The organism is Pseudomonas sp. SDO52101_S400, from assembly GCF_054071635.1.
On sequence record NZ_JBSVWF010000016.1, the window covers coordinates 73,149 to 97,139 of the forward strand.

The following is a 23,991-nucleotide window of genomic DNA, read 5'->3' on the forward strand; positions in this document are numbered from 1 at the left end:
AAATCACGTGGGATGATGACCGCTCAAGCTGTGGAGGCTGTGCAGGTTCTACGGTCGATTCGTGAGCAGGCGCCGTGGTCATTTGAGCGAAACAACCACCTTTCCCTTGGCGCGTCCCTGCTCAACGTACTTCAATGCCTCTGCCGTTGATTCAAAGGGGAAGGAACGATCAACCACAGGTTTGATGATTCCGTCCTCCACGAGCGTGGTGATGTGTTGCAGTTGAGCACCATTGGCCCGCATGAACACGAACGCATAACTGACGTCCTGCTTGCGCGCTTTGCGACGAATGCCAAGGCTCAGCAGGCGCATGACTTGCTGCAATGGCCAGGACAAACCTTGCTCATGCGCGAACTGTGCAGTGGGTGGCCCCGAGATGGAAATGAGCTGGCCACCGGGCTTGAGGACCTTGAGTGACTTCTCCAGTACGTCGGCGCCAAGGCTGTTCAGCACCACGTCGTAGTCATGCAGCACATTTTCGAAGCTCTGCTGTTTGTAGTCGATCACCAGATCGGCGCCCAGCGCCTTGACCCATCCGACATTAGCGGTGCTGGTGGTTGTGGCGACAAACGCACCGAGGTGTCTGGCAAGCTGAATGGCAACGGTGCCGACGCCGCCGGAACCTGCGTGAATCAGCACTTTCTGGCCCTTTTGCAGCCGAGCGGTTTCAACCAGTACTTGCCAGGCGGTCAGTGCAACCAAGGGCAGGGATGCCGCTTGTGCCATGTTGGTATTGGCGGGTTTCAGGGCGACCGCATTTTCATTCACAGCGATCAATTGGGCGAAGGTCCCGATCCGCGCTTCGGGCGGGCGAGCGTATACCTCGTCTCCTGGTTTGAAGCGTGTCACCTGCGGGCCGACTTCAACCACGACGCCCGCCAGGTCATTGCCCAAAATCAACGGAAAGGAGTAGGGCAGGATCAGCTTGAAGTCGCCTTTGCTGATCTTTGAATCCAGCACGTTGACACTGCTCGCATGGACCTCGATCAAGACGTCGTGGGCACCGACTGCGGGGGCGGGCGCTTCGCCAATGCGTCCGGGGTTCTTGCCATAGCGATCAATCAGAAATGCTTTCATCGTGGTGCGGCTCTTGCTGGTTGTAAGGAGGCTAGCCGGTGCATTGCGGTGTTGCTGCGTGAAGTGGTCAGGCATCGAGGAACGCCTGCGCCTTGGCCACAAAGTCAGCGTGATGCTGGAAAATGCCGCCGTGCCCGGCATCTTCATAAATCACCAACTGTGCGTCGGGGATAAGCCTGGCCAGCTCAAACGAGTTAACGCTGGGCACCATGATGTCGTTGTCGCCGTTGACGATCAGCGTTGGCGTCCGCAAACGTCCTAGCGCTTGCCGCGGTTGTTTGCCCCACGCGGTGATGGCTTTCAATTGCCGCAGGAAAGCGCGGGGCGTCGGGCCCTTGTCGCGATTGTTCTTGCGTGCTTTTAGGCGTCGTAAATACTGCGAGGCGGACCGTCGTCCATTGGCCGACGAGGTGAAGAAAAGGTAGAACTTGGGATCGCGCAGGGTCAGCAGGCCTTTGAGGATCAATGGCCACGACACTGTGCCGACCTTGTCGATACCAGTGCCGCCCGCCGGTCCGGTGCCGGTCAGAATCAAACGGCGCACCCGATCAGGTGCCTTCAGGGCGATGTCCTGAGCGACGAAACCGCCGAGGGAGAAACCGAGCACATCAACGGTTGTCAGCCCCAGCGCCTGGATCAGTTGGATGGCATCGTCGGCCATTTCACCCACCGTCAGTGGTGCGGTTCCACCCGAGTTGCCGATGCCGCGATAGTCGGTGGTGATGACGCGTCTGGTTTGCGCCAGGCCATCGATGATCGCCGGGTCGAAGTTGTCCAGCACCGCGCCCCAATGGTTGAACAGTACGAGGGGCACACCCGTTGCGGGCCCGGTGTCGCGGTAGGCGAAGGGAATGCCGTTGACCATGATCGACTGGTTCGCCGCGTCGATGAACGACGCCGGCGAACCCGAACGGGAATTTGTCTGCATTGAATTCATTGTCACTCCGGACAGCGGGCTGGATTCGATGCAATGTCATGCGCCTGCATCGAATCCGGCGCGAATGCTCGCTAGCAAAAAATCACTGTGGAGTCTGGTAGCGCTGGGCAACCGCAGACTGGCGGATTTGCCCCAGCAGGCCCTGGCGTGCGCCCTGCAGGTCATCCCAGCGCTCAGCTTCTTGCAGCGGCGGGATGGTTACAGCTTCGCGACGATCGAAACCGACCAGTGCGGCATCCACCAGATCACCCACTTCCATGATTTCGCTCAAGGTGTTGACGTCGATGCCGGAGCGATCCCAGATCTCCGTGCGGGTGGCGGCGGGCAATACGGCCTGCACGTAGACGCCCTGAGGCGACAGTTCCAGGCTCAGGCCCTGGGACAGGAACAGCACGAAGGCCTTGGTCGCACCGTAGACCGTCATGCCGAACTCCGGCGCCAGGCCCACCACCGAACCGATGTTGATGATCGCACCGTCGCCGGCCTTGGCCAGGCGTGGGGCGATGGCGCTGGCAAGCCGTACCAGCGCTGTGGTGTTGAGGGCCACCAGTTGCGCGACGCTGTCGGTGCTCTGGTCGACGAAGTGGCCGGACAGCGCGGCGCCGGCGTTATTGACGAGGATGCCGATACGGGCGTCGTCGCGCAGGCGGCTTTCAACGGTGGTCAGATCGCCGAGTTGGGTCAGGTCCGCCGGGATGACATCGACGGCGACGTCGTGCTCGCTGCGCAGGCGCGCTGCCAGTGTGTCCAGGCGAGCCTTGTCGCGGGCGACCAGAACCAGATCGTGGCCACGTTTGGCGAAGCGTTCGGCGTACACGGCGCCAATGCCGGTGGAGGCGCCGGTGATGAGAACAGTAGGGCGAGTGCTCATGGGGTATCTCTCTTTCAGGAGGTGAGAAACAGAACGCGCTCAGCTTGCGCTGGCGCTTGATTCAGCCAGCGTCGGGTAGTCGATATAGCCCGCCGCGCCGCCGCCATACAGGGTGGCGGGATTGAACGCGGACAGCGGCGCACCCTGTTTGAGGCGCTCCACCAGATCCGGGTTGGCAATGAACGGGCGACCGAAGGCGATCAGGTCGGCCTGGTCTTCGGCGAGACTCGCAGTCGCCAGGTCGAGGTCATAGCCGTTGTTGGCGATATAGGTGTTTTTGAAACGCTGGCGCAGGGCGCCGAAATCGAAAGGGGCCACGTCGCGCGGGCCACCGGTCGCGCCTTCGACCACGTGCAGGTAAACCACACCGAGGGCGTCGAGTTGCTCGACGACGTAATCGAATTGCGCCTGCGGATCGCTGCTGGAGACGCCGTTGGCCGGGGACACGGGAGACAGGCGCACACCGGTGCGATCCGCGCCGATCTCATTGACGACAGCCGCCGTCACTTCGAGCAACAGACGCGCACGATTTTCAATCGAACCGCCGTAAGCATCGGTTCGCAGATTGGCGCTGTCCTTGAGGAACTGATCCAGCAAGTAGCCGTTTGCACCGTGAATCTCCACCCCATCGAACCCGGCAGCGACCGCGTTTGCCGCGGCCTGGCGGAAATCGGAGACGATTCCAGGCAGTTCGCTGATTTCCAGGGCGCGGGGTTCGGAGACGTCTTCAAAGCGGTTGTTGACGAACACTTTGGTAGCGGCGCGCAACGCAGAAGGGGCCACGGGGGCGGCGCCGTTTTCTTGCAGGTCTACGTGTGAGACGCGGCCGACATGCCACAGCTGCAGGAAGATTTTGCCGCCCTTGGCGTGGACCGCATCGGTGACGGTGCGCCAACCGTCAATCTGTGCCTGGGTGTAGATCCCGGGCGTGTCCTGATAACCCTGGCCCTGTCGGGAAATCTGCGTGGCTTCGCTGATCAGCAGACCGGCGCTGGCACGCTGGCTGTAATAGGTCGCCGCGAATTCGCCGGGGACAAAGCCCTGGCCTGCGCGGTTGCGTGTCAGTGGTGCGAGAACGACGCGGTTCGACAGCGTAAGACTGCCTAGCGTGTAAGGGGTGAACAGAGTCTGCTTGGTCATCTGATGAATCTTCCGTGCCCGTGATGGAGGTCGGTGGGGTGTGGAATTAGGATGATGATCGAAATCTAAACTGTCAACAGTTTTGATTATGGACAACATCTATGTATCATCGGACGCAGGAATTCCCGCTAAACACGAGGTATCGCACGTGAGAGTGACCAAGGCCCAGGCGCAGGCCAATCGAGAGCACATCGTTGAAACGGCCTCAGAGCTGTTCCGTGAGCGTGGCTTTGATGGCGTCGGTGTGGCGGATCTTATGGCGGCTGCCGGTTTCACCCATGGAGGCTTCTACAAGCATTTCGGTTCGAAGGCCGACCTGATGGTCGAAGCCTCTGCTTGCAGTCTTGGCAAATCGTTGACCGGCGCTCAGGCGCTCGATGTTCCCGGATTCATCAACGTCTATGTGAACAGAGAACATCGCGACGGACGCGGCAGCGGTTGCACGATGGCCGCACTGTGTGGCGACGCGGCGCGTCAGTCGGACGATGTGAAAGCAACGTTTGCCGAAGGCATTGAACACACCCTGCAAACCCTCGGGGAAAAATATCCGACAGGGCCGGATGCCGCGGAGGGTGAGGGGAGAAAGAAAATGATCGACCTGCTGTCGCGTGCGGTCGGCGCAATTGTCTTGTCACGCGCCTGCCCGGATGATTCCGCACTGGCGGATGAAATCCTTGAGGCATGCCGCGCTGAAATGCTTGCTTCATTACCGGTGTTGCCGGTCGATGAAGTGGAAGCGCCGTAGAAGGGCCGAACCGCCCTGTTCGACGACTTGAGCGTCAGACCGATTTCAGCCGATTGGCCAATTATTCGTGACTCTGTACTCAATTGGTCACGATTTGTAAGTCCTCGACAGGGTGAGTAAGCTACGTCCATGAATCAGCCATCCATAACTTCGCCCGGCCCACGTGGCCCAGTCGATCACGACATTCGTGATCAGATTGTCGCGGCAGCCAATGAACACTTCAGCCAATACGGCTATGGCAAAACCACGGTTTCCGACCTGGCGAGGGCCATCGGTTTTTCCAAGGCGTACATCTATAAGTTCTTTGATTCCAAACAGGCGATCGGCGAAGCGATCTGCTCAAATTGTCTGGGCCAAATCGTTGCAGCGGTAGAGCAGGCTGTTAACGCAGAGGCGATTTCGCCGACCGAGCGTTTCCGCCGACTGGTGAAAACCGTGATAGCAACCGGTGTCGACCTGTTCTTCAATGATCGCAAGCTCTACGATATCGCTGCATTCTCCGCCGGGGAGCGCTGGCCCAGTGCCCAGATGTATGAGGAGCAGATCAAGCGCTTTATCTTCGACATCGTGCGTGAAGGGCGAGAGCTCGGAGAGTTCGAGCGCAAGACTCCGCTGGACGAGACCGTCGAGGCGATTCATCTGGCCCTGCGGCCCTTCGTCAACCCGTTGCTGCTGCAGCACAATCTCGATTTTATCGAGGTAGCGCCCACACTGACCTCCAACCTCATTCTGCGCAGCCTGATGCCCTGACCCAACCCGGCTCACCTGTTCAGGTGAGCTGAGCCACAGCGCGACATCCCCCAACCAGATTTCCTGTTCCCGACACATATGCGCCGGGGCGGCGTTCAATTTTGCTTTATGTGACCATTGACTGAAATGGTCACTTGGATAGTATGGCTTCGCTGTCGTTTTCGATGTTGTTTTTCAGTGATCCCATAGAGTCCAGATAATGAAAAAAATAATGCTCAAGAATCCCGTCGGCCTGGCCGTCGCGCTGGTGTCCTCCAATGTGTTGGCTGGTGGTTTTGCACTCAACGAACAAAGCATCAGCGGGATGGGGTCCGGTTTTGCCGGGCGGTCTTCATCTGCCGAAGACGCCAGTACGATCTACGGCAACCCGGCAGGCATGGCGCGGCTTAAACGAGAGCAGGTGAGCGTGGGGGCGGCGACGCTGTTCGCCAAATCGGACATCAGCCAGACACACAGTACGTTTGGGGGAAAGGAAGACGGCGACATGGTGCCCACCACCACGGTGCCGATGGGGTATTACGTCAAACCGATCGATGAACACTGGGCATTTGGTGTCGGGTTCTATGTGCCTTTCGGGTTGATCACCGACTATGGCAGCGGTTTTGCCGGCCGCTATTACGCCAACAAGAGTGAAGTCACCACGCTGACCTTCCAGCCGACGATCAGCTATGCCTTTAACGAAAAAGTCTCGATCGGATTCGGGCCGACCATCAACCGTATCGGCGGAGAAATATCGGGGATGGTGCCCAATCCACTCAGCCCGGGGCGTAATGACGGCAAGCTCAAAAGCACCGGCGATGACACCGCACTGGGTTTCAACGCCGGCGTGCTGGTGCAGGCGACCGAACAGACCCGTCTGGGCCTGACATACCACTCCAAAGTCAGTTACCACCTGGATGCCAAAACCAAGGTCACGGATGGCATCTTCAGCGTGCTTGGCGTCAGCGGCCGTAGCTATGACGCATCGCTGGATGTGGACACGCCGGAGTCGGTGGACTTTTCGCTGACGCATCAATTCAACAACGACTGGACGCTTTATGTGGGCAGTACCTGGACGCGCTGGAGCCGCTTCAAGGAACTGACGATTGAGAACAGCGGCTTGCCGCCGTTGCTGAGCGGCCAATTGGGGACGATCAGCGAAGAACAGAACTGGCATGACACCTGGGCTCACGCGATCGGTGCGGCCTATCAACTGAATAAACAGTGGGTGCTGCGTGGCGGGTTTTCGGTCGATCAGTCACCCGCCAACAACTCCAATCGCGGGCCGCGCATTCCGACGGGCGACCGTAAGGTTGTCAGCTTCGGCGCCGGCTGGACGCCCGTGGACAATGTCACGATCGATCTCGCGTATTCCTATCTTTGGGAGGAGAGCGTCGAGGTCAATGACACCTCGGCAGCGAGAGGTGCCTACAGTGCCAAGTACAAGAACAGTGCCAGCGGATTCGGTACGTCGGTCAGTTACCGCTTCTAGTTGAGCGTGGTTAAGCCAAATGCGGGTCGGGAGTAGACGTGTCTCCCGACTCTTAAAGCGATTTGGGGTAGCTGCTCAGCGCGACGCTACATAATCCGATTCAACGGGTTGCCATCCTCCGCCAAGCGACTTGAATACCGCCACCGCCGCACGGGCTGATTCAGTCCGCGCCTGCGCTCTGGCGTCGGAGGCCTGCAGCAATGTTTCGTCGGCGTGCAGGACATCGATCAGGCTGGCCGTGCCTTTTTCATAGGCGGTGAACGAGGACTGGCGAGCTTGAGTCAGCGCCTCTTCGCCGCCGGTAAGGGTGGCGGTTTGAGTTTGACGATTCACCATTGAGGACAGCGCGTTCTCTACATCTTCGGTGGCGCGCAGTACCGACTGGCGATACGCGGCCAATGCTTCAGCTTCCTGTCCCCTGGCCTGATCGATCTGAGCGTTGATGCGTCCGAAGTCGAAAAGCCTCCAGCGCAGGCCCAGGACACCGCTCGACTGGCTCGCGCCGCTGGTGAAAAGATTGCCGCCCGAGACGGCTGTCGCGCTGCCCAGCAAGGCGCCGAGGGAAAATTTCGGGTAGTACTCGGCAATCGCTTCACCGATGCGCGCGTTGGAGGCCGCAAGACGGCGTTCGGCCACGATCAGGTCCGGTCTGCGCCGCAGCAGATCTGCCGGAGTACCCAGCGCAGTCAGCGAAGGCACATCGGGAATTTCGCCCTCACGTGCCAGTTGCGTGCGGTGAGTGCCGGGAGGCGTGCCGAGCAGCACATCCATCGCATTCATGGCCGCCTCCAGACCGCTTTGCAGTACCGGAACGGTCGCCTGGACTTGCGATAGCTCACCCTCGGCCTGACGCACCTGATACTCCGCGGCCAGCCCCTTGCTGTACAGCAACCGAACCTTCTCCAGCAACGCGCGCCGGGTGTCGACTTGCTGGTTGGCAATGTCCAGCCGTGCCTGTAATCCGCGCAGGGTGATGTAGATATCGGCCGTTTGCCCGGCGATTGCCAGCCGTGTAGCGGTGTAACCCGCTGCTGAGGCCTGGTACTCAGCCAGTGCTGCCTCACGTCCGCGGCGCAGTCCGCCAAATACATCGACTTCCCAGCCCGCCTCGAGGTTGGCCTCGTAAGAACTGCCGTAACGGTCATAGCCCGGTGTTGAGTTCAATACCTGGCCCAGTGGCGTTTCGACGGACTGATAAGCGCGTGCAGCCTGTGCATTGATGTTCGCGGAGGGCAGCAGCGCTGCGTTTGCGGCACCCAGCCCGGCCCTTGCCTGGGTGACTCGCGCCGACGCCTGCGCCAGGTCCAGATTCTGCCGCAGCGCCTGGCTTATGAGGTCGGTCAGCAACGGATCATTAAAGTTTTCCCACCAGGCGACAAGATTGTCCGGCGTCGATTCGGATCGAGGTTCGACAGCGGACTGGCCGAGGTAATGGGCCGAAAGCGGGGCGTCCGGACGTTGGTAATCAGGACCCACCGCACAACCTGCCATCAGGCTGGCGGTAAGCAAAAGAGCAATCGGGCGGAGGGGAGGCATTGGAGTTCCTGGGTAGATTGGTTTGTGACCATAATATTGTTTGGTCACAAACTGTCAATTGGCGAGGATTGTTAAGGTGTACCGTTTTCAATGAATGCTTGAGTATTTAGCTGAGTCCGTGAAGCTTGAAATATTTCAACGTTGTGACTGTTGACGATAACAGTCACCAGGATGAGAATATGATGATCATCCTATTTAGTAAGAGAACCTATGCGCCGGCTCCGATCGTTCCCCATTGCCGCATGCCTGTTGCCACTCGCTCTGGTGGCGTGCGGTGACTCTTCCCCCGTAACCGACCCTCGTACGCAGGCGCCTTTGGTTCGGGCCTCCGCCGTTCAAGCGGCGGCTGACGGTTCTCGATCCTTTACGGGGGTTGTGACCGCGCGCATTCAGACCGACCTGGGTTTTCGCGTATCGGGCAAGGTACTCGAACGTCTGGTTGACACGGGCCAGACCGTCAAGCGCGGCCAGCCGCTGATGCGACTTGACCCCATCGATCTGGGGCTGCAGGCGCGCGCGCAGCAGGAGTCGGTCAGCGCCGCCCGGGCCCGTGCCAAGCAGACAGCCGATGACGAAGCCCGCTATCGCACTCTGGTCAGCGCCGGCGCCATTTCCGCATCGGCCTACGATCAGATCAAGGCCGCCGCAGACACTGCCAAGGCACAGCTCAGCGCCGCTGAAGCGCAAGCGGACGTTGCCCGTAACGCTTCGGGTTATGCGGTGCTGGTCGCCGATGCCGACGGCGTCGTGGTGGAAACACTCGCCGAACCCGGACAAGTCGTCAGCCCCGGTCAACCGATGGTTCGACTGGCGCGGGCAGGGCAGCGCGAGGCCATCGTGCACTTGCCCGAGACCTTGCGTCCCGCAGCAGGATCCACCGCCCAAGCCACGCTCTATGGCGACGCCTCGGGTGTTGTCAGCGCGAAACTGAGGTTGCTTTCGGACTCGGCAGACCGCACGACGCGTACGTTCGAGGCGCGCTATGTACTGGAAGGAGCGCTGGCCAATGCGCCGATAGGTTCGACTGTCACCCTCAGAATTGCCGAGGGCTCGACACCTGCCGCGTCGTTGCAAGTGCCCATCGCCGCGCTTTACGACGCAGGTAAAGGTCCTGGCGTGTGGGTCATCGTCGGCACACCGCCAACCGTGACCTGGCGACCGGTTCAGGTGCTGGGGTTGAGCGATGATTCTGCGCGAGTGGCCGGCGACCTCGGCGTCGGCGAGCAAATCGTTGCGCTGGGCGCTCATCTGTTACGCGAGGGTGAGCCTGTGAGAATCCCTGCGGCGAATGAAGCGACGGTTGCCGGGAGTCGTCCATGAGCGAAGGACGATTCAACATTTCCGCCATCGCCGTTCGCGAGCGGGCGATTACGGTCTTTCTGATTTTTCTGATCGCCGTTGCCGGCATCCTGGCGTTCTTCCAGTTGGGGCGTGCCGAAGATCCTCCTTTTACGGTCAAGCAGTTGACCGTGATCACGGCGTGGCCAGGGGCGACCGCACAAGAGATGCAGGATCAGGTCGCGGAACCCCTGGAAAAACGCCTGCAAGAACTCAAATGGTACGACCGCTCGGAAACCTATACGCGGCCTGGGCTCGCTTTCACGATGGTCTCGTTGCTCGATAGCACGCCCCCTTCGCAAGTGCAGGAAGAGTTCTATCAGGCGCGTAAAAAACTCGACGATGAAGCCATCAAGTTGCCGGCGGGCGTCATCGGACCGATGGTCAACGACGAGTATTCGGACGTGACCTTTGCGCTGTTCGCCCTGAAAGCCAAAGGCGAGCCGCAGCGCCTGCTGGTCCGCGATGCGGAGTCCATGCGCCAGCGCCTGTTGCATGTGCCGGGGGTAAAGAAGGTCAACATCATCGGCGAGCAAGCCGAACGGATATTTGTTTCGTTCTCCCATGACCGGTTGGCGACCTTGGGCTTGTCACCGCAGGATATCTTCGCCGCGCTGAACAGCCAGAACGCACTGACCCCGGCCGGATCAGTCGAAACCCGCGGGCCACAGGTTTTTCTGCGTCTCGATGGTGCGCTCGACAAGCTGCAGAAAATTCGTGACACCCCTGTGGTCGTACAGGGGCGGACACTCAAGCTGTCTGATGTGGCGACCGTCGAACGCGGTTACGAAGATCCGGCCACTTTTCTGGTGCGCAATAACGGCGAAGATGCGCTGTTGCTCGGTGTGGTGATGCGTGAGGGTTGGAACGGTCTTGATCTCGGCAAGGCGCTGGATGCCGAGACCGTCCGGATCAATGAGGAAATGCCGCTGGGTATGAGCCTCTCCAAGGTCACCGACCAGGCAGTGAATATTGACTCGGCCGTCGGCGAGTTCATGGTCAAGTTCTTTGTCGCGCTGCTGGTGGTCATGCTCGTCTGCTTTCTGAGCATGGGCTGGCGTGTCGGTGTGGTGGTCGCCGCCGCCGTACCTTTGACCCTGGCGATCGTGTTTGTGGTGATGGCGGCCACCGGCAAGAATTTCGACCGTATCACGCTCGGATCATTGATCCTGGCACTCGGGCTGCTGGTCGACGACGCCATCATTGCGATTGAAATGATGGTCGTGAAAATGGAGGAGGGCTACGATCGCATCAAGGCGTCTGCCTATGCCTGGAGTCACACGGCGGCGCCGATGCTGTCTGGAACCCTGGTGACGGCGATCGGTTTTCTGCCTAACGGATTCGCTCAGTCAACGGCCGGTGAATACACCAGCAACATGTTCTGGATCGTGGGCATCGCTCTTATTGCATCGTGGGTTGTTGCGGTGGCGTTCACCCCTTATCTGGGCGTGAAACTGTTGCCGGACATCAAAGCAGTGGAGGGTGGACACGCGGCGATCTACAACACGCCGCGATACAACCGCTTCCGTCGGGTTCTGACTCGGGTCATTGCGCGCAAATGGCTGGTCGCGGGCACGGTGATCGCGCTGTTCTTCGTGGCGGCTGCGGGCATGGGCCTGGTGAAGAAACAGTTCTTCCCGACCTCTGACCGTCCCGAGGTCATGATCGAGGTGCAGATGCCCTACGGCACCTCCATCGGGCAGACCAGTGCCACGGCTGCCAAGGTCGAGGCCTGGCTGCAACAGCAAAACGAGGCAAAAATCGTCACGGCCTATATCGGTCAGGGTGCGCCGCGTTTCTTCCTGGCGATGGCGCCGGAACTGCCCGATCCGTCGTTCGCCAAGATCGTGGTGCTGACCGACAGTCAGGAAGCACGGGAAACCCTCAAATTGCGTTTTCGTGAAGCAGTCGCTCAAGGACTCGCCCCGGAAGCGCGCCTCAGGGCGTCGCAAATCGTGTTTGGTCCCTATTCGCCATTTCCGGTGGCCTACCGGGTGATGGGGCCCGATCCGGCGAAGTTGCGCGTGATCGCCGAGCAGGTGCGGGGCGTGATGCAGGACAGCCCGATGATGAGAACCGTGAACACTGATTGGGGGCCGCTGACGCCGGCCTTGCATTTCAATCTGGATCAGGACCGTCTGCAGGCAGTGGGGCTGACATCGGCTGCGGTTGCACAGCAATTGCAGTTCTTGTTGAGCGGAGCGCCGATCACGGCGGTGCGTGAGGATATTCGTTCAGTGCAGGTCATGGGGCGTGCAGCGGGCGACATCCGGCTCGATCCGCGGCAAATCGCAGGCTTCACGTTAGTCGGTGCGTCGGGACAGCGAATCCCGCTGTCGCAGATCGGCGAGGTCGATGTGCGCATGGAGGATCCGATTCTTCGCCGACGTGATCGCACCCCGACCATCACCGTGCGCGGCGACATTGCCGAAGACTTGCAGCCGCCGGATGTTTCCAGTGCGCTGTTGAAGCAACTGCAGCCGATCATCGAAAAACTGCCTGCCGGTTACCGGATCGAGCAGGCGGGTGCGATCGAAGAGTCCGGCAAGGCCGGCAAGGCGATTCTGCCGTTGCTGCCGATCATGATCGCCATGACTTTGGTCATCATTATTGTGCAGGTGCGTTCGATCTCGGCGATGATCATGGTGTTTTTCACCTCGCCGTTAGGGTTGATTGGTGTGGTGCCGACACTGCTCATCTTCAATCAGCCGTTTGGCATCAATGCGCTGGTCGGGTTGATTGCGCTGTCGGGGATCCTGATGCGCAATACGCTGATTCTGATCGGGCAGATTCATCACAACGCGCAAGAAGGGCTGGACCCGTTTCACGCTGTCGTCGAAGCCACGGTGCAACGTGCGCGACCGGTGCTGTTGACGGCCCTGGCGGCGATCCTGGCGTTTATTCCCCTGACGCACTCGGTGTTCTGGGGGACGCTGGCCTATACCCTTATCGGCGGCACGCTCGTCGGCACCATCATGACGCTGGTGTTCCTGCCTGCGATGTACTCGATCTGGTTCAAGATCCGTCCTGACGACAAGGGGCAAACTGAAACAGTCAAACCGGCACAGGTATAAAAGCCTGAAAGCGAGGCCCGCTCTGTCGGGCCTCTTTACCCCCTTACTATTCATCTTTTGACTGGTCACGTCTGGCGGGATCACTGACGGTTTTGTGGTTTGTCGGGGTAGGCGCAGCATTTAGCTGGAGAAAAGCGATATCCATTTATCGCCAAACAAAGCGATGGTAAGCCCTGCCAGCATCACGATCGACCCGCCCAGCTTGAAGGGTGACACCGTCCTTTCAATTGCCCCCATCAGTCCAAAATGATCGATAACCAGTGACGAGACAATCTGCCCGGCGATAGCGAGCCCAAGTAAGGACGACAGGCCAATCCTGGGTGCAAGCACCACGTAGCTGAGCAGAGCACTCGCACCGAGCAGGCCGCCCAACAGGCTCCACCAAGGCTGGGAGGGTATCGCTGCCAACGAGGTCAATATCCCGCCTCTCATGAGGGAGAAGATGCCAAGACACCCCGCGCCAGCAGCAAAAGAAAATAGCGCCGCGGCTACCGAATCTCCCCCTATGCCTTTGGCGAGTTGGCCATTCAGCGTGGTCTGCAGGGTTATACCCAGTCCCGCCGCCATGGCCATCAGGTAATAGAGCGCGTTCATCTCGCTCCTCTCTATTAGGCCGATTCAAGCGGTGCAAATGTCTCGGCAAACATATCAGGCTGATAGCCTGCAGCAGCAAACAAATGCTTACGGGACTCGTCGATCGCAGCGCGAAGCTGCTCGTTGTTCACACCCAGGACCTTGCCGCCCTGTTTGACGACGCGCCCACCAATGATGACCGTGTCGATATTGCTGCGCTCGGCAGCGTGTACAACGGTACCGAAGGCGTTGCCTGACGGGTAAAGGTTGATGTCCTGCGTATTGATAAGGATCAGGTCGGCCTGTTTGCCGGGGGCCAGGCTGCCGACTTTGTCTTGCAATCCGGCACAGACGGCGCCGTCGACGGTGGCGGCCTTGAGCAGGTCATGAGCCGGCAGAGTCACCGAATGATGTTCTGCGCCGCAGCAGCGCCGCTGGTGCATGCCCATGACGCGCTGCAGGTAGAACGCCACCCGCATCTCCATGAACATGTCGCCGCTGTAGGAGGTTTCGTTATCGACACTCAGCCCCGGGCTGATCCCGTGACGCCGGGCCGACTGCATGGCGAACATTCCATCTTCAATGCCGTAGTGGGCATCTGAACGCGGGCATACATTGACCCGCACACCCGCCTCACGAAGGATTTTCCATCCGGCGTCCGGCAGCGCGGTGCAGTGGTTGAAGATGTTATCGGGGCGCAGCAGGCCCTCGCGATGTAAACCCTCCAACTCGGCTGCCATGTCCCCGCCAAAAAATTCGGTGATGATCGGCAGCCCCAGACGCCGGGCTTCAGCCCACAGCTCAGGTTCCAATTGCGCCATCATCGCCAGCGAGAGCAACGGGTTGTCACCGCTCTTGACGTATTTTTCCTGGAGACGCTCCAGGTTACCCGGCCAGTGGGCTTCGTCCCACTCGCCAGAAACTGGCGCACCGCTGGCGTGTACAGAGCGGATACCAGCGTCGAGCAGCGCCTCGATTGCTGCGTCGGAGTGGGCACCGGTGCGGCTGTTATGAGAGTTGTCTACCACGGTCGTGATGCCCGCATCGATGCAGCCCAACGCAGTCAGCAGGTTGCCGATATACATGTCAGCCGGGCGATAGTATTTGGCGAACGAGAAATGTGTTGCGTTGCAGTAGTCTTCCAGGGTTTCGGCATTCGGATTGATTCGACGCAGTTGGCCTTCCCAGGAGTGGCGATGCGTATCGACCATGCCCGGCATGGCAATCATGCCGGATGCCTCGATCACGGCAGCATCGCCGGCCTCGATGTTTTCACCTATGGCCTTGATGGTGCTGCCTTCGACAAGGATATCGCCGCGTGCCAGATTTCCGATATCGCCGTTCATGCTCAGCACAGTGGCGCCGCGGATAAGTGTGCGGGCGGCTGGAGCGGCCGGAGCCTGCACGATGCTGCGGTTGTATTCAGCCATTTTCAGTACACCTCTTCAAATGTCGTTGAAGAAATGTACGCAACGCGATACTGCGGGAAAAAGATGGTTAAACTGTTTTTATTATTCAATATTGACGAATAATAAAGACTTCCCCCCGATCACTGCTTTGAGGCTGCCAACTGTCATGGACCGAATTCAAGCGATGCAGGTGTTCGTCCGTGTGGCTGAGGCGGGAAGTTTTGTTCACGCGGCGCAGACGCTCTCCTTGCCGGCTTCGACAGTTACCAGCAGCGTTAAAAATCTTGAGAAGTACCTGCAGGTGCGGCTGCTGAACAGAACAACGCGCCGGGTTAGTCTTACGCCAGAGGGCGCCCAGTATCTGGCCCAATGCCGGGAAATACTCGAGTTGATTGAACACACGGAGTCCAGCCTGACGGATTCCGTGAAACGGCCACAGGGGCGTTTGCGGGTCGATATGCCTGGTGGCATTGCACACTTCATCGTTATGCCAAACCTGCAGGACTTTTACAGGCGCTACCCGGATATCTACCTGATGATAGGCGTCAATGATCGGCAGGTTGACCTTGTTCAGGAAGGCGTGGATTGCGTAATTCGCACAGGTGAGCTTGATGACTCAACGCTCGTTGCGCGCCCACTCGGCCGGTTTCGCTGGGTGACCTGCGCGTCTGCCGCCTATCTCAAAGAGAACGGTGTCCCGCAAACGCCGGATGATTTGTCTCACCACCGGGCCATCCATTATTTTTCCGGCCGAGTAAGGCGAGCGGGCGAAATGCATTTCGCCAGTGGTACTGAAAAGATCTCGGTCCCAGTGAACGGGACAGCAGCTGTGAATGAGACCGGGCTCTACATAAAAATGTGCCTTGAGGGCTTTGGACTGGTGCAGCTCGCTGAAAGCGTGGTATCCGAGCATCTGCGGGAAGGGCGCCTGGTCGAAGTTCTTGCTGACTGGCAGCCTGCTTCAGTTCCCGTACACCTGCTATATCCGCATCAGCGCTTTCTTTCGCCAACCGTGCGCGCGTTTGCTGACTGGATAACTGTGCTTATCCGAGACCATTATTCGGATAATTGCTAGTCAGGGGGGGGCAACTGATCGGCGATCCAGTTGACCGGCGACCGGTCAGGCTCTGGACCCTTCTCCATAATTACCTGCAGATCTACACAGTCATAAATCCATCAACAAAAATGGGCCGAACAGACGGCCCATTGTGTGACGGGTCTAGACGAAGGCTTGCCCGGTAAAGCCTCTAGGCAGCCGCTGCAGGCCAGCCATTGTCGTCAGTCGCTCGATCCACTCGGAGCGCCAACTGGACGCATGATGCGTTGCCTTGGCGTGGCGAACGGCCCGGCGCGCCGCATTGCGCTGGTCTTTGCGCGCGTTTTTATAGGCGTCCGTATTACGGCAGCTGCGGCACTTGACGCGATTGAGTTCGGGGCTTGCGCTGAGGTTGTTACCCTTGTGACCACAGGCCAGATGCCCGTCGACTTTGAAGTGAATGACCATGAGACGCCTCCTTGGTGACGTGTAAAGGGTTTGACCTCACACCACCAAGGACGTTCTTTTTTGCAGGCATTGCACAAATCAGCGGATCACCTGAAGCGTGGCAGCGGCCGGTCTACAGGTTTGAGCGACGACAGTGTGCTGCGAATCAGCGGAGCATCCTTTTCGATGTCGTTCAAACGGTCGCGAATGCGCAGGGCGGTCGGATGCCCGCCTTGATGATCGACCCAGTCGGCGATCTCTTTGCAGGCTGCGGCGAGGCGCGCCTCCCGGGCATCGAGCAAGGTGAGAAGAGTGGTGATGGACTCTCTTTCGGACATGGAACACCTCCGTTCAGCAAACCGCTCTATGGCAGCAAAAAGCCCGCGAGCGCGAGCTTTCTGCCGTTGGGGCGCTGCTCCTTCAGCTGGTTTGAGTATAGACCCGTAAATGACAGCTATCAGCCGGAAGACTCACTGACAGTAACTCGAGAGCTGACGGCATTCAGTCGCTGGCATTCTCGCCGGGCGTCCTCTTCCAGATCGTAGCCATCCCCGATGAAACCGCCGGTTCGCGTGTCATTGATGCGATACCAACTGGTGGCTTCGGCGGGTTCATGGAGACTTTCTCCAGCGCGGCGACCGTGAATGATGATCTTGTTGCAACGCTTCACGACGAATATGTCTTCCATGGCGTCACCGCAGCTGATTCGTGTCAGATCAACTATAGAAGCCCTGACAAATCGTGCAAAAAATAGTCAGGTCAGTTCGTCGGTTGAAGTACCCAGCCAGAGCGGTGCCAAGTCAGATGGTGAGTCGGATTCAGCGCCTCGAGGAAGTCCCGGTCGTGTGAAACCGCGACTATCGCTCCCGGAAAACGCTGCAAGGCCTGTTCGAAAGCTTCCACCGAGGGCAGATCCAGGTGATTGGTCGGTTCGTCCAGCAGCAACAATTGCGCAGGTTCTGCTCTCCACAATGCGAGCGCCAGTGCGGCTTTCAGGCGTTCACCACCGCTTAACAAGGCACAGCATCCTGTGGCGCGACGAGCATCCAGTTGCAAGTGGGCGAGGTTGCTGCGCAGCGTGCCTTCGTCCAGGGTGGTGCCCTGCATCATCAACTGTTCGGTGATCGAGCGCCGATCGTCCAGTTGGGCCAATTGTTGATCCAGAAACGCGAATGGCACGTGAGTCGTGGCAGTGCCTCGGACGGGGGGCAGTTCCCTGGCGAGAACCTTCAGCAGGGTTGATTTACCGCACCCGTTGGGGCCACTGACAGCGATCCGCATCGCACCACGAATCGACAAGTTCAGGCGGCTTGTTGCTGCTTCGCGTGGCAGCCACGGCAAGCCGGCTTCAATCAGCGTGCAGATCTGACGGTTATTCGGCACAGTGCTTCCGGGCAGGTTGATCAATACACTGTCGGCTGGCTGCACCTTGGCGAAGGCCTCGCGTACCTGGGCATCGAGCTCGGATTTGCGTGCCTTATGTCCCTGTCGGACATGCCCCATGATTTCCCGGGCGGCGCCTTTGATCGCCACGTACTCGAAGCTGGCAATGTTGGCGGTTTCTGCGTTGCGTCGGGAGTTGGCTGCATGGCGTTGTATCGTGTCGTGTTCACGCCGCAACCGCACGCGCTCGCGCTGACGCTCGCTTCGGGCTTGATCAAGACGTGCCTGTGCCGCTGCTTGATGGATCCGCTGATGCTCACGGAACGCCGAATAATTGCCGCCGAAGTCATTTGGCACCGCGCCATTCAATTCGACAATCCGTTGCATGCCATCAAGCAATTGCCGGTCATGGCTGACGACGATCAGTCCAGTCTGCCACCGCTCCAGTGAGGCCATCAGCCATTGCCTTCCGGAACTGTCCAGGTGGTTGGTCGGCTCATCAAGGATCAGCAACGGTGCCCGGCTCAAAAAGGCGCCAATCAGCGCGATACGAGCTTGCTGGCCTCCACTCAGGTTTTCGCTCAAGTCATTGGGCTCAACCTCGGTCAGCCCGGCATCATCGAGCAGTCGTCGCAAGCGATCAGGCAGATCCCACTGTTCGCCAATAAGGTCGAAATCTTCTGCCGAACCGTTGCCCTGATTCAATCGATCCAGGGCCTGCAGAATGGCTGCGCTGCCGGTGGTCTCTGCGACCGTCTGGCCAGGCACCGGGATCAGGGTTTGTGCCACAAAAGCGGCTGCCACCGAGCGTGTGACACTTCCGGACGTTGGCTGCAAATGCCCGGCGATCAAACGCGCCAATACGCTTTTGCCAGCACCGTTGCGCCCGACGATGGCGGTCGGCGTGTGATCGAACTTCAAATTGAGAGCATCGAAAATCGTCTCGCCATTGGCGAACTGGAAACCCAGCTGATTCAGAGAGACGAGGGCAGGCGTACGCGAGACGTGAGTCATCGGCACCTCCAAAAAATGTCGTGAAAACAGACAAACGCCCTGAGAGGCGTGTCGCGATTACATTTTTGAAGGCTTAGTTGTTCACTTTCTGCGGTCGTCCTTGGGAGGGGAAGTCGATTAGCCTAGTCGAGACGCCAGGCTGCTTCAAGCCATGTCAGACATGCGTTCAAGGAATAGCGCCAAAGCGACTTCTTCCTTGCGCAGTCCTTTGCGGATCCGTGGCCTTGGCAGTTCGGCCAGTGCACCCAGCATGAAATGCTCCACCACGGCCGGGTGGATATAACATTTGCGACACACCGCCGGCGTGTTGCCCAGTTGCCTCGCGACACCCTTGACCATCTCCACCACATGTCGCTTGGCCTCGGCTTCCGACTCCCATTGCAACTCCCGCAGCACTGACAGTGCGAGGGCGCTGCCGGCCCAGGTCCGATAGTCCTTGGCGGTGAAGTCCGCGCCGGTCAGGGTCTGCAGGTAAGCGTTGACGTCGGAAGAGCTGACGGTGTGCCGATCGCCATGCTCATCCAGATACTGGAACAGGTTCTGCCCCGGGATTTCCAGGCAGCGTTTGATGATCCGCGCCAAGCGGCGGTCCTTGACCGTGATTTGATGTTCGACGCCGCTTTTGCCGCGAAACTGGAACAGGATCGCACTGCCATTGATCTCGACATGTCGGCTGCGCAAGGTGGTCAGACCGTACGACCGGTTGTCCCGAGCGTATTGCGTATTGCCGACGCGGATCAGCGTGGCATCGAGCAGCGTGATCACCGTGGCCATGACTTTGTCGCGACTGAACCCCGGGGCAGCCAGCAGCGCCTCCAGCTGTTTGCGCAACTTCGGCAGCGCCAGGCCGAACTCGCGCAGGCGTGAGTATTTGTCGGCATCGCGTACTTCACGCCAGCGCGGGTGATAACGGTATTGTTTGCGCCCGCGAGCATCGCGGCCGGTGGCTTGCAGGTGGCCGCGAGGGTCCGCGCAGATCCATACATCGGTGTAGGCCGGCGGCACGGCCAGCGCATTGATGCGTCTGATTTCATCAGGGTCGCTGATGCGCTGGCCTGCTGTGTCGAAGTAGCAGAACTTGCCGCGCAGCTTCTTGCGGGTGAGCCCGGGCTGGGTGTCATCGACGTAATGCAGGTCCGAAGGCAACGCATCGGTCAGCGCGGTATCGGGCATGGCGGGGATCCTTGGCGGGATTCGGGCAGTTACAGCGATTGACCTCATGGCCCGGCAGTCGTGCCGACGGATTTATGCCAGAACCGCGACAGCCTTGATCTGCGCCCACAATTGCTGACCCGCGTGCAGGCCCAACTGATCCCGCGAATAACGGGTGATTCTTGCCAACAGCGGCGTACCACCCGCATCGAGACGGATGAGCACATGAGCGGCATTGTCGGCAGGCATCTCACTGACAACCTTGACCGGCAACCGATTGAGGATGCTGCTGTGCTCGGTGTTTTGCAGGGTCAAACTGATATCGCGCGCCTGCACTTTGCAGCGCAGCGTTTGACCGACTTCCATGGGGGAGTGGGTCACGCGGATGCTCAGCAACGTGTCGGGCAATTGCAGGCAGAGCAATTGGTAGTTGTGATCGTAGGAGATGACTTTGCCCTCGATCACTACGCCGGCGTCATCGCCCATTGCCAGCGGCAAATCAAGACGGGCCAGGGTTTCCCCGATCGGACCGCTGGCCAGCGCTTTGCCGTTGTCGAGCAGCACCAGGTGATCGGCCAGCCGTGCGACTTCATCCTGGGCGTGACTGACATACAGAACCGGGATATCGAGTTCGTCGTGCAGTCGTTGCAGATAAGGCAGGATTTCGCTTTTGCGCTGACTGTCGAGAGCTGCGAGTGGCTCGTCCATCAGCAGCAGTTTCGGACTGGTCAACAACGCCCGGGCAATGCCGACACGCTGACGCTCACCGCCGGACAGATGCTGCGGATGACGCTCCAGCAAATGGCCGATTCCCAGCAGTTCAGTGGCTTGCGCCATGTCGACCCGGCGTTGATTCCTGGCAATCCGCTTGAGGCCGAATTGCAGATTGGCCAGCACGGAAAGGTGCGGAAACAGGCTCGCTTCCTGAAAGACATAGCCGAGAGCACGTTTGTGCGGCGGGACGAAAATGCCTTTCTCGCTGTCCTGCCAGACTTCATCGTTGATTTGCACAAAGCCCTGCGAAGCCCGTTCAAGTCCGGCGATGCAGCGCAGGCAGGTGGTCTTGCCTGACCCCGATTGACCGAACAGCGCGGTCACTCCACGACCGGGCAAGTGCAGGTCGACGTCCAGACCAAAGCCCGAGTATGCGAGTTTCAAGCGTGCTTCGATCATCGATCAACTCCAGCCTGCGCGCGACTTGCGGCTGGAATAGAGTGCCAGCAACACCAGAAACGAAAACACCAGCATCGCCCCGGCGAGCCAATGCGCTTGTGAGTATTCCATGGCTTCGACGTGGTCGTAGATTTGTACCGAGACCACTCGGGTCTTGTCAGGAATATTGCCGCCAATCATCAATACGACACCAAACTCGCCGACGGTATGGGCGAAGCCCAGGATCGCCGCCGTAATGAAGCCGGGACGAGCGAGCGGCAGGATCACGCTGAAAAAAGTGTCCCAGGGATTGGCGCGCAAAGTGGCGGCCACTTCCAGTGGGCGAGTGCCAATGGCGGAGAAGGCGTTTTGCAACGGCTGCACCACAAAGGGCATGGAATAGAGCACCGAACCAATGACCAGCCCGGTGAAGCTGAACGTTAGTGTGCCGAGCCCCAACCATTGGGTGAAATGACCCAGAAAACCGTTGGGCCCGAGCGCGAGCAACAAATAAAAACCGATGACGGTCGGCGGCAGCACCAGGGGCAGGGCAACAATTGCCCCGATGGGGCCGCGCAGCCAGGATTGGCTGCGCGACAGCCACAGGGCGATCGGAGTGCCGATCACCAGCAGGATTGCGGTGGTCAGGGACGCCAGTTTCAGGGTCAGCCAGATCGCCGCGAAATCGGCACTCGTCAGCGACATTTACAGCTGATAACCGTAGGACTTGATGACCGCCGCGGCTTTCGGGCCTTTGAGGTACTCAACCAGCGCTTTGGCAGCGGCGTTGTCCTTGCCTTTGTTCAGGATGACAGCATCCTGCTTGATCGGGTCGTGCATGCTCGCCGGAACGATCCACGCCGAGCCGCTGCTGACCTTGCCGTCCTTGTAGATCTGCGAGAGAGCAACGAAGCCCAGTTCAGCGTTGCCGGTGGACACGAACTGGTAGGCCTGGGTGATGTTCTGGCCTTCGACGATCTTGGCTTTGGTCGCTTCAGTCAGTTTCAGCTTTTCCAGCACCTGGGTGGCAGCCAGACCGTATGGCGCGGCTTTTGGGTTGGCGATGGACAGGTGCTGGTATTCGTTCTTCTTCAGGACGTCGCCTTTGGCATCGACGTAACCTTCTTTGGCCGACCACAGTGCCAGGGTGCCGATGGCATAGGTAAAGCGTGAGCCTTTGACGGTGTCACCTTCCTTTTCAAGTTTTTCAGGGGTGGTGTCATCTGCCGAAAGGAATACTTCGAACGGCGCGCCGTTCTTGATCTGGGTATAGAACTGCCCGGTGGCGCCATAGGCGGCGACCAGTTTGTGCCCGGTGTCTTTTTCGAAATCGGCGGCGATTGCCTGGATCGGTGCAGTGAAGTTGGCCGCGACGGCGACTTGCACTTCGTCGGCCTGAGCGGTGCCGATGGCGAATACCGCAAACAGGGCAGGGGCAAAACGTGAGGCACGATTGATCATGTAACGGCTCCGTGGGTGGCAAGTGCAGTGGGCAGCTGTTAATTGGAAGGGTGGACTGCACCGATGCGAGGGGTGAAACGCTATATAGCGAAATATATAGCGAAATGCCGCCAGACGGGAAGCTCTGCTTTCAAACCGGGTGAGGGCCACGTGCATCACCCGGTCGGTTCATCATCGCTTCAGTTTTGCCAGTGCACCTTCAGCCAGTTGCCGTGTCAATTCAGCGCTGCCGAGATCCTTGCCGAGCGTGAAAGCCTGACCGGCCCAAAGGTTGCTGAAGTCCGCTTCACTCTTCGCGCGCAGCGGCATCAAGGCACCGCCGGCCAGCGGGAAGGCAGGAGCCTTGAGCGACATCGGGCCCAGCTCGCGCATCACCCGATTGAGAATCCCTCGCGCCGGGCGCCCGGTAAACAAATTGGTCACCGCCGTTTCGCTTTCCTTGGAGGTGCGCAAGGCCTTGTGGTGCGAAGCGCTGACCTTCGCTTCCGGGGTAAACAGATACGCCGTCCCGACCTGCACCGCCGAAGCGCCGAGCATGAACGCTGCCGCCACGCCTCGTGCATCGGCAATCGCACCGGCAGCGATCACCGGCACACTTACGGCGTCGACCACTTGCGGTACCAGCGCAAACGTACCCACCTGACTGCTCAGGTCATCACTGAGAAACATCCCGCGGTGGCCACCGGCCTCGTAACCCATGGCAATGATCGCGTCGCAACCGTTCTGCTCCAGCCAGATCGCTTCGTCGACTGTGGTCGCTGACGAGATGATTTTTGCACCGGTAGCCTTGACCCGATCCAGCAAGGACTTTTCCGGCAGTCCGAAGTGAAAACTCACCACTTCAGGGCGAAACTCTTCCAGCACTTCGCAAGCAGCCGCATCAAACGGCGCACGATTGGATACCGGCGTCGGTGCATCGAAATCGGCACCCAGTTCGCGGTAGTAGGGTTCCAGCAGGTTTTTCCATTCGCGCGCCTTTTGCTCATCGGCAGCCGGAGGTTGATGGCAGAAAAAATTGACGTTGAACGGCTTGTTCGTGCCTTGGCGAATAGTCTTCAGTTCTTCGCGCAGCTGCTCGATGGTCAGCATCGCGGCCGGCATCGAGCCCAGGCCGCCCGCGTTGCACACGGCGATGACCATCGACGAGTTTGTGGCACCGGCCATCGGGCCCTGGATGATCGGCAGTTCGATGCCGAACAGATCAAGAATGCGGGTGTCAGGCCATTGGCTCATGGAATAGCTTCTCCGACGACAAAACAGGGCAGGGACGGTAGCCACCGGTTTTTAACGCAAAGCCATCCACGTGACCAGCACAGATTTGTAGCTTGCGCCCAGGCGCCGGCTCGGCATCCAGGCTCGATTGGCTAAAGGTCGAGTGGGGCAAAATGTTGCAGTGTGCTATTCCAATGTCTCGACATCCTGAAT

At 59.3% G+C, this 23,991-nt stretch carries 22 protein-coding genes; 6 read left to right on the plus strand and 16 right to left on the minus strand.

What is annotated here, in order from left to right; genetic code table 11:
- Positions 1-78: 78 nt before the first annotated feature.
- From ACW9HX_RS10600 to ACW9HX_RS10615, 4 genes are all read right to left on the minus strand, one after another.
- Positions 79-1,077, minus strand: a complete 999-nt coding sequence (locus tag ACW9HX_RS10600) for an NADP-dependent oxidoreductase (RefSeq protein WP_457380579.1) — start codon at positions 1,075-1,077, stop codon at positions 79-81.
- A 67-nt stretch (positions 1,078-1,144) separates the two neighbouring features.
- Positions 1,145-2,014 (minus strand): alpha/beta fold hydrolase, encoded by an 870-nt coding sequence (locus ACW9HX_RS10605; RefSeq protein WP_457380553.1) that lies wholly within the window; start codon positions 2,012-2,014, stop codon positions 1,145-1,147.
- Between the two features lie 82 nt (positions 2,015-2,096).
- Positions 2,097-2,885, minus strand: coding sequence for an SDR family NAD(P)-dependent oxidoreductase (locus tag ACW9HX_RS10610; RefSeq protein ID WP_457380554.1), 789 nt, complete (start codon positions 2,883-2,885; stop codon positions 2,097-2,099).
- A gap of 39 nt (positions 2,886-2,924) precedes the next feature.
- On the minus strand, positions 2,925-4,025 hold the full coding sequence (locus ACW9HX_RS10615) for an alkene reductase (RefSeq protein WP_457380555.1): 1,101 nt from the start codon (positions 4,023-4,025) through the stop codon (positions 2,925-2,927).
- A gap of 148 nt (positions 4,026-4,173) precedes the next feature.
- Here ACW9HX_RS10615 and ACW9HX_RS10620 point away from each other — a divergent pair, with 148 nt between their 5' ends.
- The 3 genes from ACW9HX_RS10620 (at position 4,174) to ACW9HX_RS10630 (ending at position 6,991) form a co-directional block, all read left to right on the plus strand.
- Positions 4,174-4,770, plus strand: a complete 597-nt coding sequence (locus tag ACW9HX_RS10620) for a TetR/AcrR family transcriptional regulator (RefSeq protein ID WP_457380580.1) — start codon at positions 4,174-4,176, stop codon at positions 4,768-4,770.
- A gap of 129 nt (positions 4,771-4,899) precedes the next feature.
- The gene (locus tag ACW9HX_RS10625; RefSeq protein ID WP_457380556.1) at positions 4,900-5,520 is read left to right on the plus strand and encodes a TetR/AcrR family transcriptional regulator; all 621 of its coding nucleotides are present in this window, start codon (positions 4,900-4,902) and stop codon (positions 5,518-5,520) included.
- A gap of 199 nt (positions 5,521-5,719) precedes the next feature.
- Complete coding sequence (locus ACW9HX_RS10630; protein ID WP_457380557.1) at positions 5,720-6,991, plus strand: OmpP1/FadL family transporter; 1,272 nt, start codon at positions 5,720-5,722, stop codon at positions 6,989-6,991.
- Between the two features lie 75 nt (positions 6,992-7,066).
- Here the strand turns inward: ACW9HX_RS10630 and ACW9HX_RS10635 are convergent, their stop codons facing one another.
- A complete protein-coding gene (locus ACW9HX_RS10635; RefSeq protein WP_457380558.1) occupies positions 7,067-8,527 on the minus strand; it encodes an efflux transporter outer membrane subunit in 1,461 nt (486 codons plus the stop codon).
- Positions 8,528-8,737: 210 nt separating this feature from the next.
- On the opposite strand from ACW9HX_RS10635, the gene ACW9HX_RS10640 reads away from it, so the two are divergent.
- Together ACW9HX_RS10640 and ACW9HX_RS10645 are read left to right on the plus strand one after the other, a co-directional pair.
- On the plus strand, positions 8,738-9,847 hold the full coding sequence (locus tag ACW9HX_RS10640; protein WP_457380559.1) for an efflux RND transporter periplasmic adaptor subunit: 1,110 nt from the start codon (positions 8,738-8,740) through the stop codon (positions 9,845-9,847).
- The gene (locus tag ACW9HX_RS10645) at positions 9,844-12,939 is read left to right on the plus strand and encodes an efflux RND transporter permease subunit (protein ID WP_457380560.1); all 3,096 of its coding nucleotides are present in this window, start codon (positions 9,844-9,846) and stop codon (positions 12,937-12,939) included. The genes ACW9HX_RS10640 and ACW9HX_RS10645 overlap by 4 nt, the downstream gene beginning before the upstream one ends.
- Before the next feature lie 120 nt (positions 12,940-13,059).
- Here ACW9HX_RS10645 and ACW9HX_RS10650 read toward each other — a convergent pair whose 3' ends face one another.
- Positions 13,060-13,533, minus strand: coding sequence for a DMT family transporter (locus tag ACW9HX_RS10650; protein ID WP_457380561.1), 474 nt, complete (start codon positions 13,531-13,533; stop codon positions 13,060-13,062).
- A gap of 14 nt (positions 13,534-13,547) precedes the next feature.
- Positions 13,548-14,942 carry an amidohydrolase family protein gene (locus ACW9HX_RS10655; RefSeq protein WP_457380562.1) on the minus strand — a complete coding sequence of 465 codons (1,395 nt, stop codon included), beginning with the start codon at positions 14,940-14,942 and terminating at the stop codon, positions 13,548-13,550.
- Between ACW9HX_RS10655 and ACW9HX_RS10660 the strand changes: the two genes are divergently transcribed.
- Complete coding sequence (locus ACW9HX_RS10660) at positions 14,920-15,996, plus strand: LysR family transcriptional regulator (protein WP_457380563.1); 1,077 nt, start codon at positions 14,920-14,922, stop codon at positions 15,994-15,996. The genes ACW9HX_RS10655 and ACW9HX_RS10660 overlap by 23 nt on opposite strands.
- A gap of 144 nt (positions 15,997-16,140) precedes the next feature.
- Here the strand turns inward: ACW9HX_RS10660 and ACW9HX_RS10665 are convergent, their stop codons facing one another.
- The 9 genes from ACW9HX_RS10665 to ACW9HX_RS10705 all read right to left on the minus strand — a co-directional run bounded on the left by ACW9HX_RS10665 (position 16,141) and on the right by ACW9HX_RS10705 (position 23,799).
- A complete protein-coding gene (locus ACW9HX_RS10665) occupies positions 16,141-16,425 on the minus strand; it encodes a hypothetical protein (protein ID WP_457380564.1) in 285 nt (94 codons plus the stop codon).
- Positions 16,426-16,511: 86 nt separating this feature from the next.
- Positions 16,512-16,742, minus strand: a complete 231-nt coding sequence (locus tag ACW9HX_RS10670) for a hypothetical protein (RefSeq protein WP_085730787.1) — start codon at positions 16,740-16,742, stop codon at positions 16,512-16,514.
- A 119-nt stretch (positions 16,743-16,861) separates the two neighbouring features.
- On the minus strand, positions 16,862-17,092 hold the full coding sequence (locus ACW9HX_RS10675) for a hypothetical protein (RefSeq protein WP_457380565.1): 231 nt from the start codon (positions 17,090-17,092) through the stop codon (positions 16,862-16,864).
- 71 nt (positions 17,093-17,163) lie between these two features.
- Positions 17,164-18,801 (minus strand): ATP-binding cassette domain-containing protein, encoded by a 1,638-nt coding sequence (locus tag ACW9HX_RS10680; protein WP_457380566.1) that lies wholly within the window; start codon positions 18,799-18,801, stop codon positions 17,164-17,166.
- 144 nt (positions 18,802-18,945) lie between these two features.
- Positions 18,946-19,974 (minus strand): DNA topoisomerase IB, encoded by a 1,029-nt coding sequence (locus ACW9HX_RS10685; RefSeq protein ID WP_457380567.1) that lies wholly within the window; start codon positions 19,972-19,974, stop codon positions 18,946-18,948.
- Between the two features lie 72 nt (positions 19,975-20,046).
- A complete protein-coding gene (modC, locus tag ACW9HX_RS10690; protein ID WP_457380568.1) occupies positions 20,047-21,126 on the minus strand; it encodes a molybdenum ABC transporter ATP-binding protein in 1,080 nt (359 codons plus the stop codon).
- 3 nt (positions 21,127-21,129) lie between these two features.
- Positions 21,130-21,810, minus strand: coding sequence for a molybdate ABC transporter permease subunit (gene modB / locus ACW9HX_RS10695; protein ID WP_096821551.1), 681 nt, complete (start codon positions 21,808-21,810; stop codon positions 21,130-21,132).
- Positions 21,811-22,566 (minus strand): molybdate ABC transporter substrate-binding protein, encoded by a 756-nt coding sequence (gene modA / locus ACW9HX_RS10700; RefSeq protein ID WP_457380569.1) that lies wholly within the window; start codon positions 22,564-22,566, stop codon positions 21,811-21,813.
- A 171-nt stretch (positions 22,567-22,737) separates the two neighbouring features.
- Positions 22,738-23,799 (minus strand): NAD(P)H-dependent flavin oxidoreductase, encoded by a 1,062-nt coding sequence (locus ACW9HX_RS10705; RefSeq protein ID WP_457380570.1) that lies wholly within the window; start codon positions 23,797-23,799, stop codon positions 22,738-22,740.
- Between the last annotated feature and the right edge of the window lie 192 nt (positions 23,800-23,991).

Bases quoted from the DNA above. Each gene is read 5' to 3' on its own strand.
- ACW9HX_RS10600 (WP_457380579.1), bottom strand. From the start codon at position 1,077: ATGAAAGCATTTCTGATTGATCGCTATGGCAAGAACCCCGGACGCATT.
- ACW9HX_RS10605 (WP_457380553.1), bottom strand. From the start codon at position 2,014: ATGAATTCAATGCAGACAAATTCCCGTTCGGGTTCGCCGGCGTCGTTC.
- ACW9HX_RS10610 (WP_457380554.1), bottom strand. From the start codon at position 2,885: ATGAGCACTCGCCCTACTGTTCTCATCACCGGCGCCTCCACCGGCATT.
- ACW9HX_RS10615 (WP_457380555.1), bottom strand. From the start codon at position 4,025: ATGACCAAGCAGACTCTGTTCACCCCTTACACGCTAGGCAGTCTTACG.
- ACW9HX_RS10625 (WP_457380556.1), top strand. From the start codon at position 4,900: ATGAATCAGCCATCCATAACTTCGCCCGGCCCACGTGGCCCAGTCGAT.
- ACW9HX_RS10630 (WP_457380557.1), top strand. From the start codon at position 5,720: ATGAAAAAAATAATGCTCAAGAATCCCGTCGGCCTGGCCGTCGCGCTG.
- ACW9HX_RS10635 (WP_457380558.1), bottom strand. From the start codon at position 8,527: ATGCCTCCCCTCCGCCCGATTGCTCTTTTGCTTACCGCCAGCCTGATG.
- ACW9HX_RS10640 (WP_457380559.1), top strand. From the start codon at position 8,738: ATGCGCCGGCTCCGATCGTTCCCCATTGCCGCATGCCTGTTGCCACTC.
- ACW9HX_RS10645 (WP_457380560.1), top strand. From the start codon at position 9,844: ATGAGCGAAGGACGATTCAACATTTCCGCCATCGCCGTTCGCGAGCGG.
- ACW9HX_RS10650 (WP_457380561.1), bottom strand. From the start codon at position 13,533: ATGAACGCGCTCTATTACCTGATGGCCATGGCGGCGGGACTGGGTATA.
- ACW9HX_RS10660 (WP_457380563.1), top strand. From the start codon at position 14,920: ATGCTGCGGTTGTATTCAGCCATTTTCAGTACACCTCTTCAAATGTCG.
- ACW9HX_RS10655 (WP_457380562.1), bottom strand. From the start codon at position 14,942: ATGGCTGAATACAACCGCAGCATCGTGCAGGCTCCGGCCGCTCCAGCC.
- ACW9HX_RS10665 (WP_457380564.1), bottom strand. From the start codon at position 16,425: ATGGTCATTCACTTCAAAGTCGACGGGCATCTGGCCTGTGGTCACAAG.
- ACW9HX_RS10670 (WP_085730787.1), bottom strand. From the start codon at position 16,742: ATGTCCGAAAGAGAGTCCATCACCACTCTTCTCACCTTGCTCGATGCC.
- ACW9HX_RS10675 (WP_457380565.1), bottom strand. From the start codon at position 17,092: ATGGAAGACATATTCGTCGTGAAGCGTTGCAACAAGATCATCATTCAC.
- ACW9HX_RS10680 (WP_457380566.1), bottom strand. From the start codon at position 18,801: ATGACTCACGTCTCGCGTACGCCTGCCCTCGTCTCTCTGAATCAGCTG.
- ACW9HX_RS10685 (WP_457380567.1), bottom strand. From the start codon at position 19,974: ATGCCCGATACCGCGCTGACCGATGCGTTGCCTTCGGACCTGCATTAC.
- modC (WP_457380568.1), bottom strand. From the start codon at position 21,126: ATGATCGAAGCACGCTTGAAACTCGCATACTCGGGCTTTGGTCTGGAC.
- modB (WP_096821551.1), bottom strand. From the start codon at position 21,810: ATGTCGCTGACGAGTGCCGATTTCGCGGCGATCTGGCTGACCCTGAAA.
- modA (WP_457380569.1), bottom strand. From the start codon at position 22,566: ATGATCAATCGTGCCTCACGTTTTGCCCCTGCCCTGTTTGCGGTATTC.
- ACW9HX_RS10705 (WP_457380570.1), bottom strand. From the start codon at position 23,799: ATGAGCCAATGGCCTGACACCCGCATTCTTGATCTGTTCGGCATCGAA.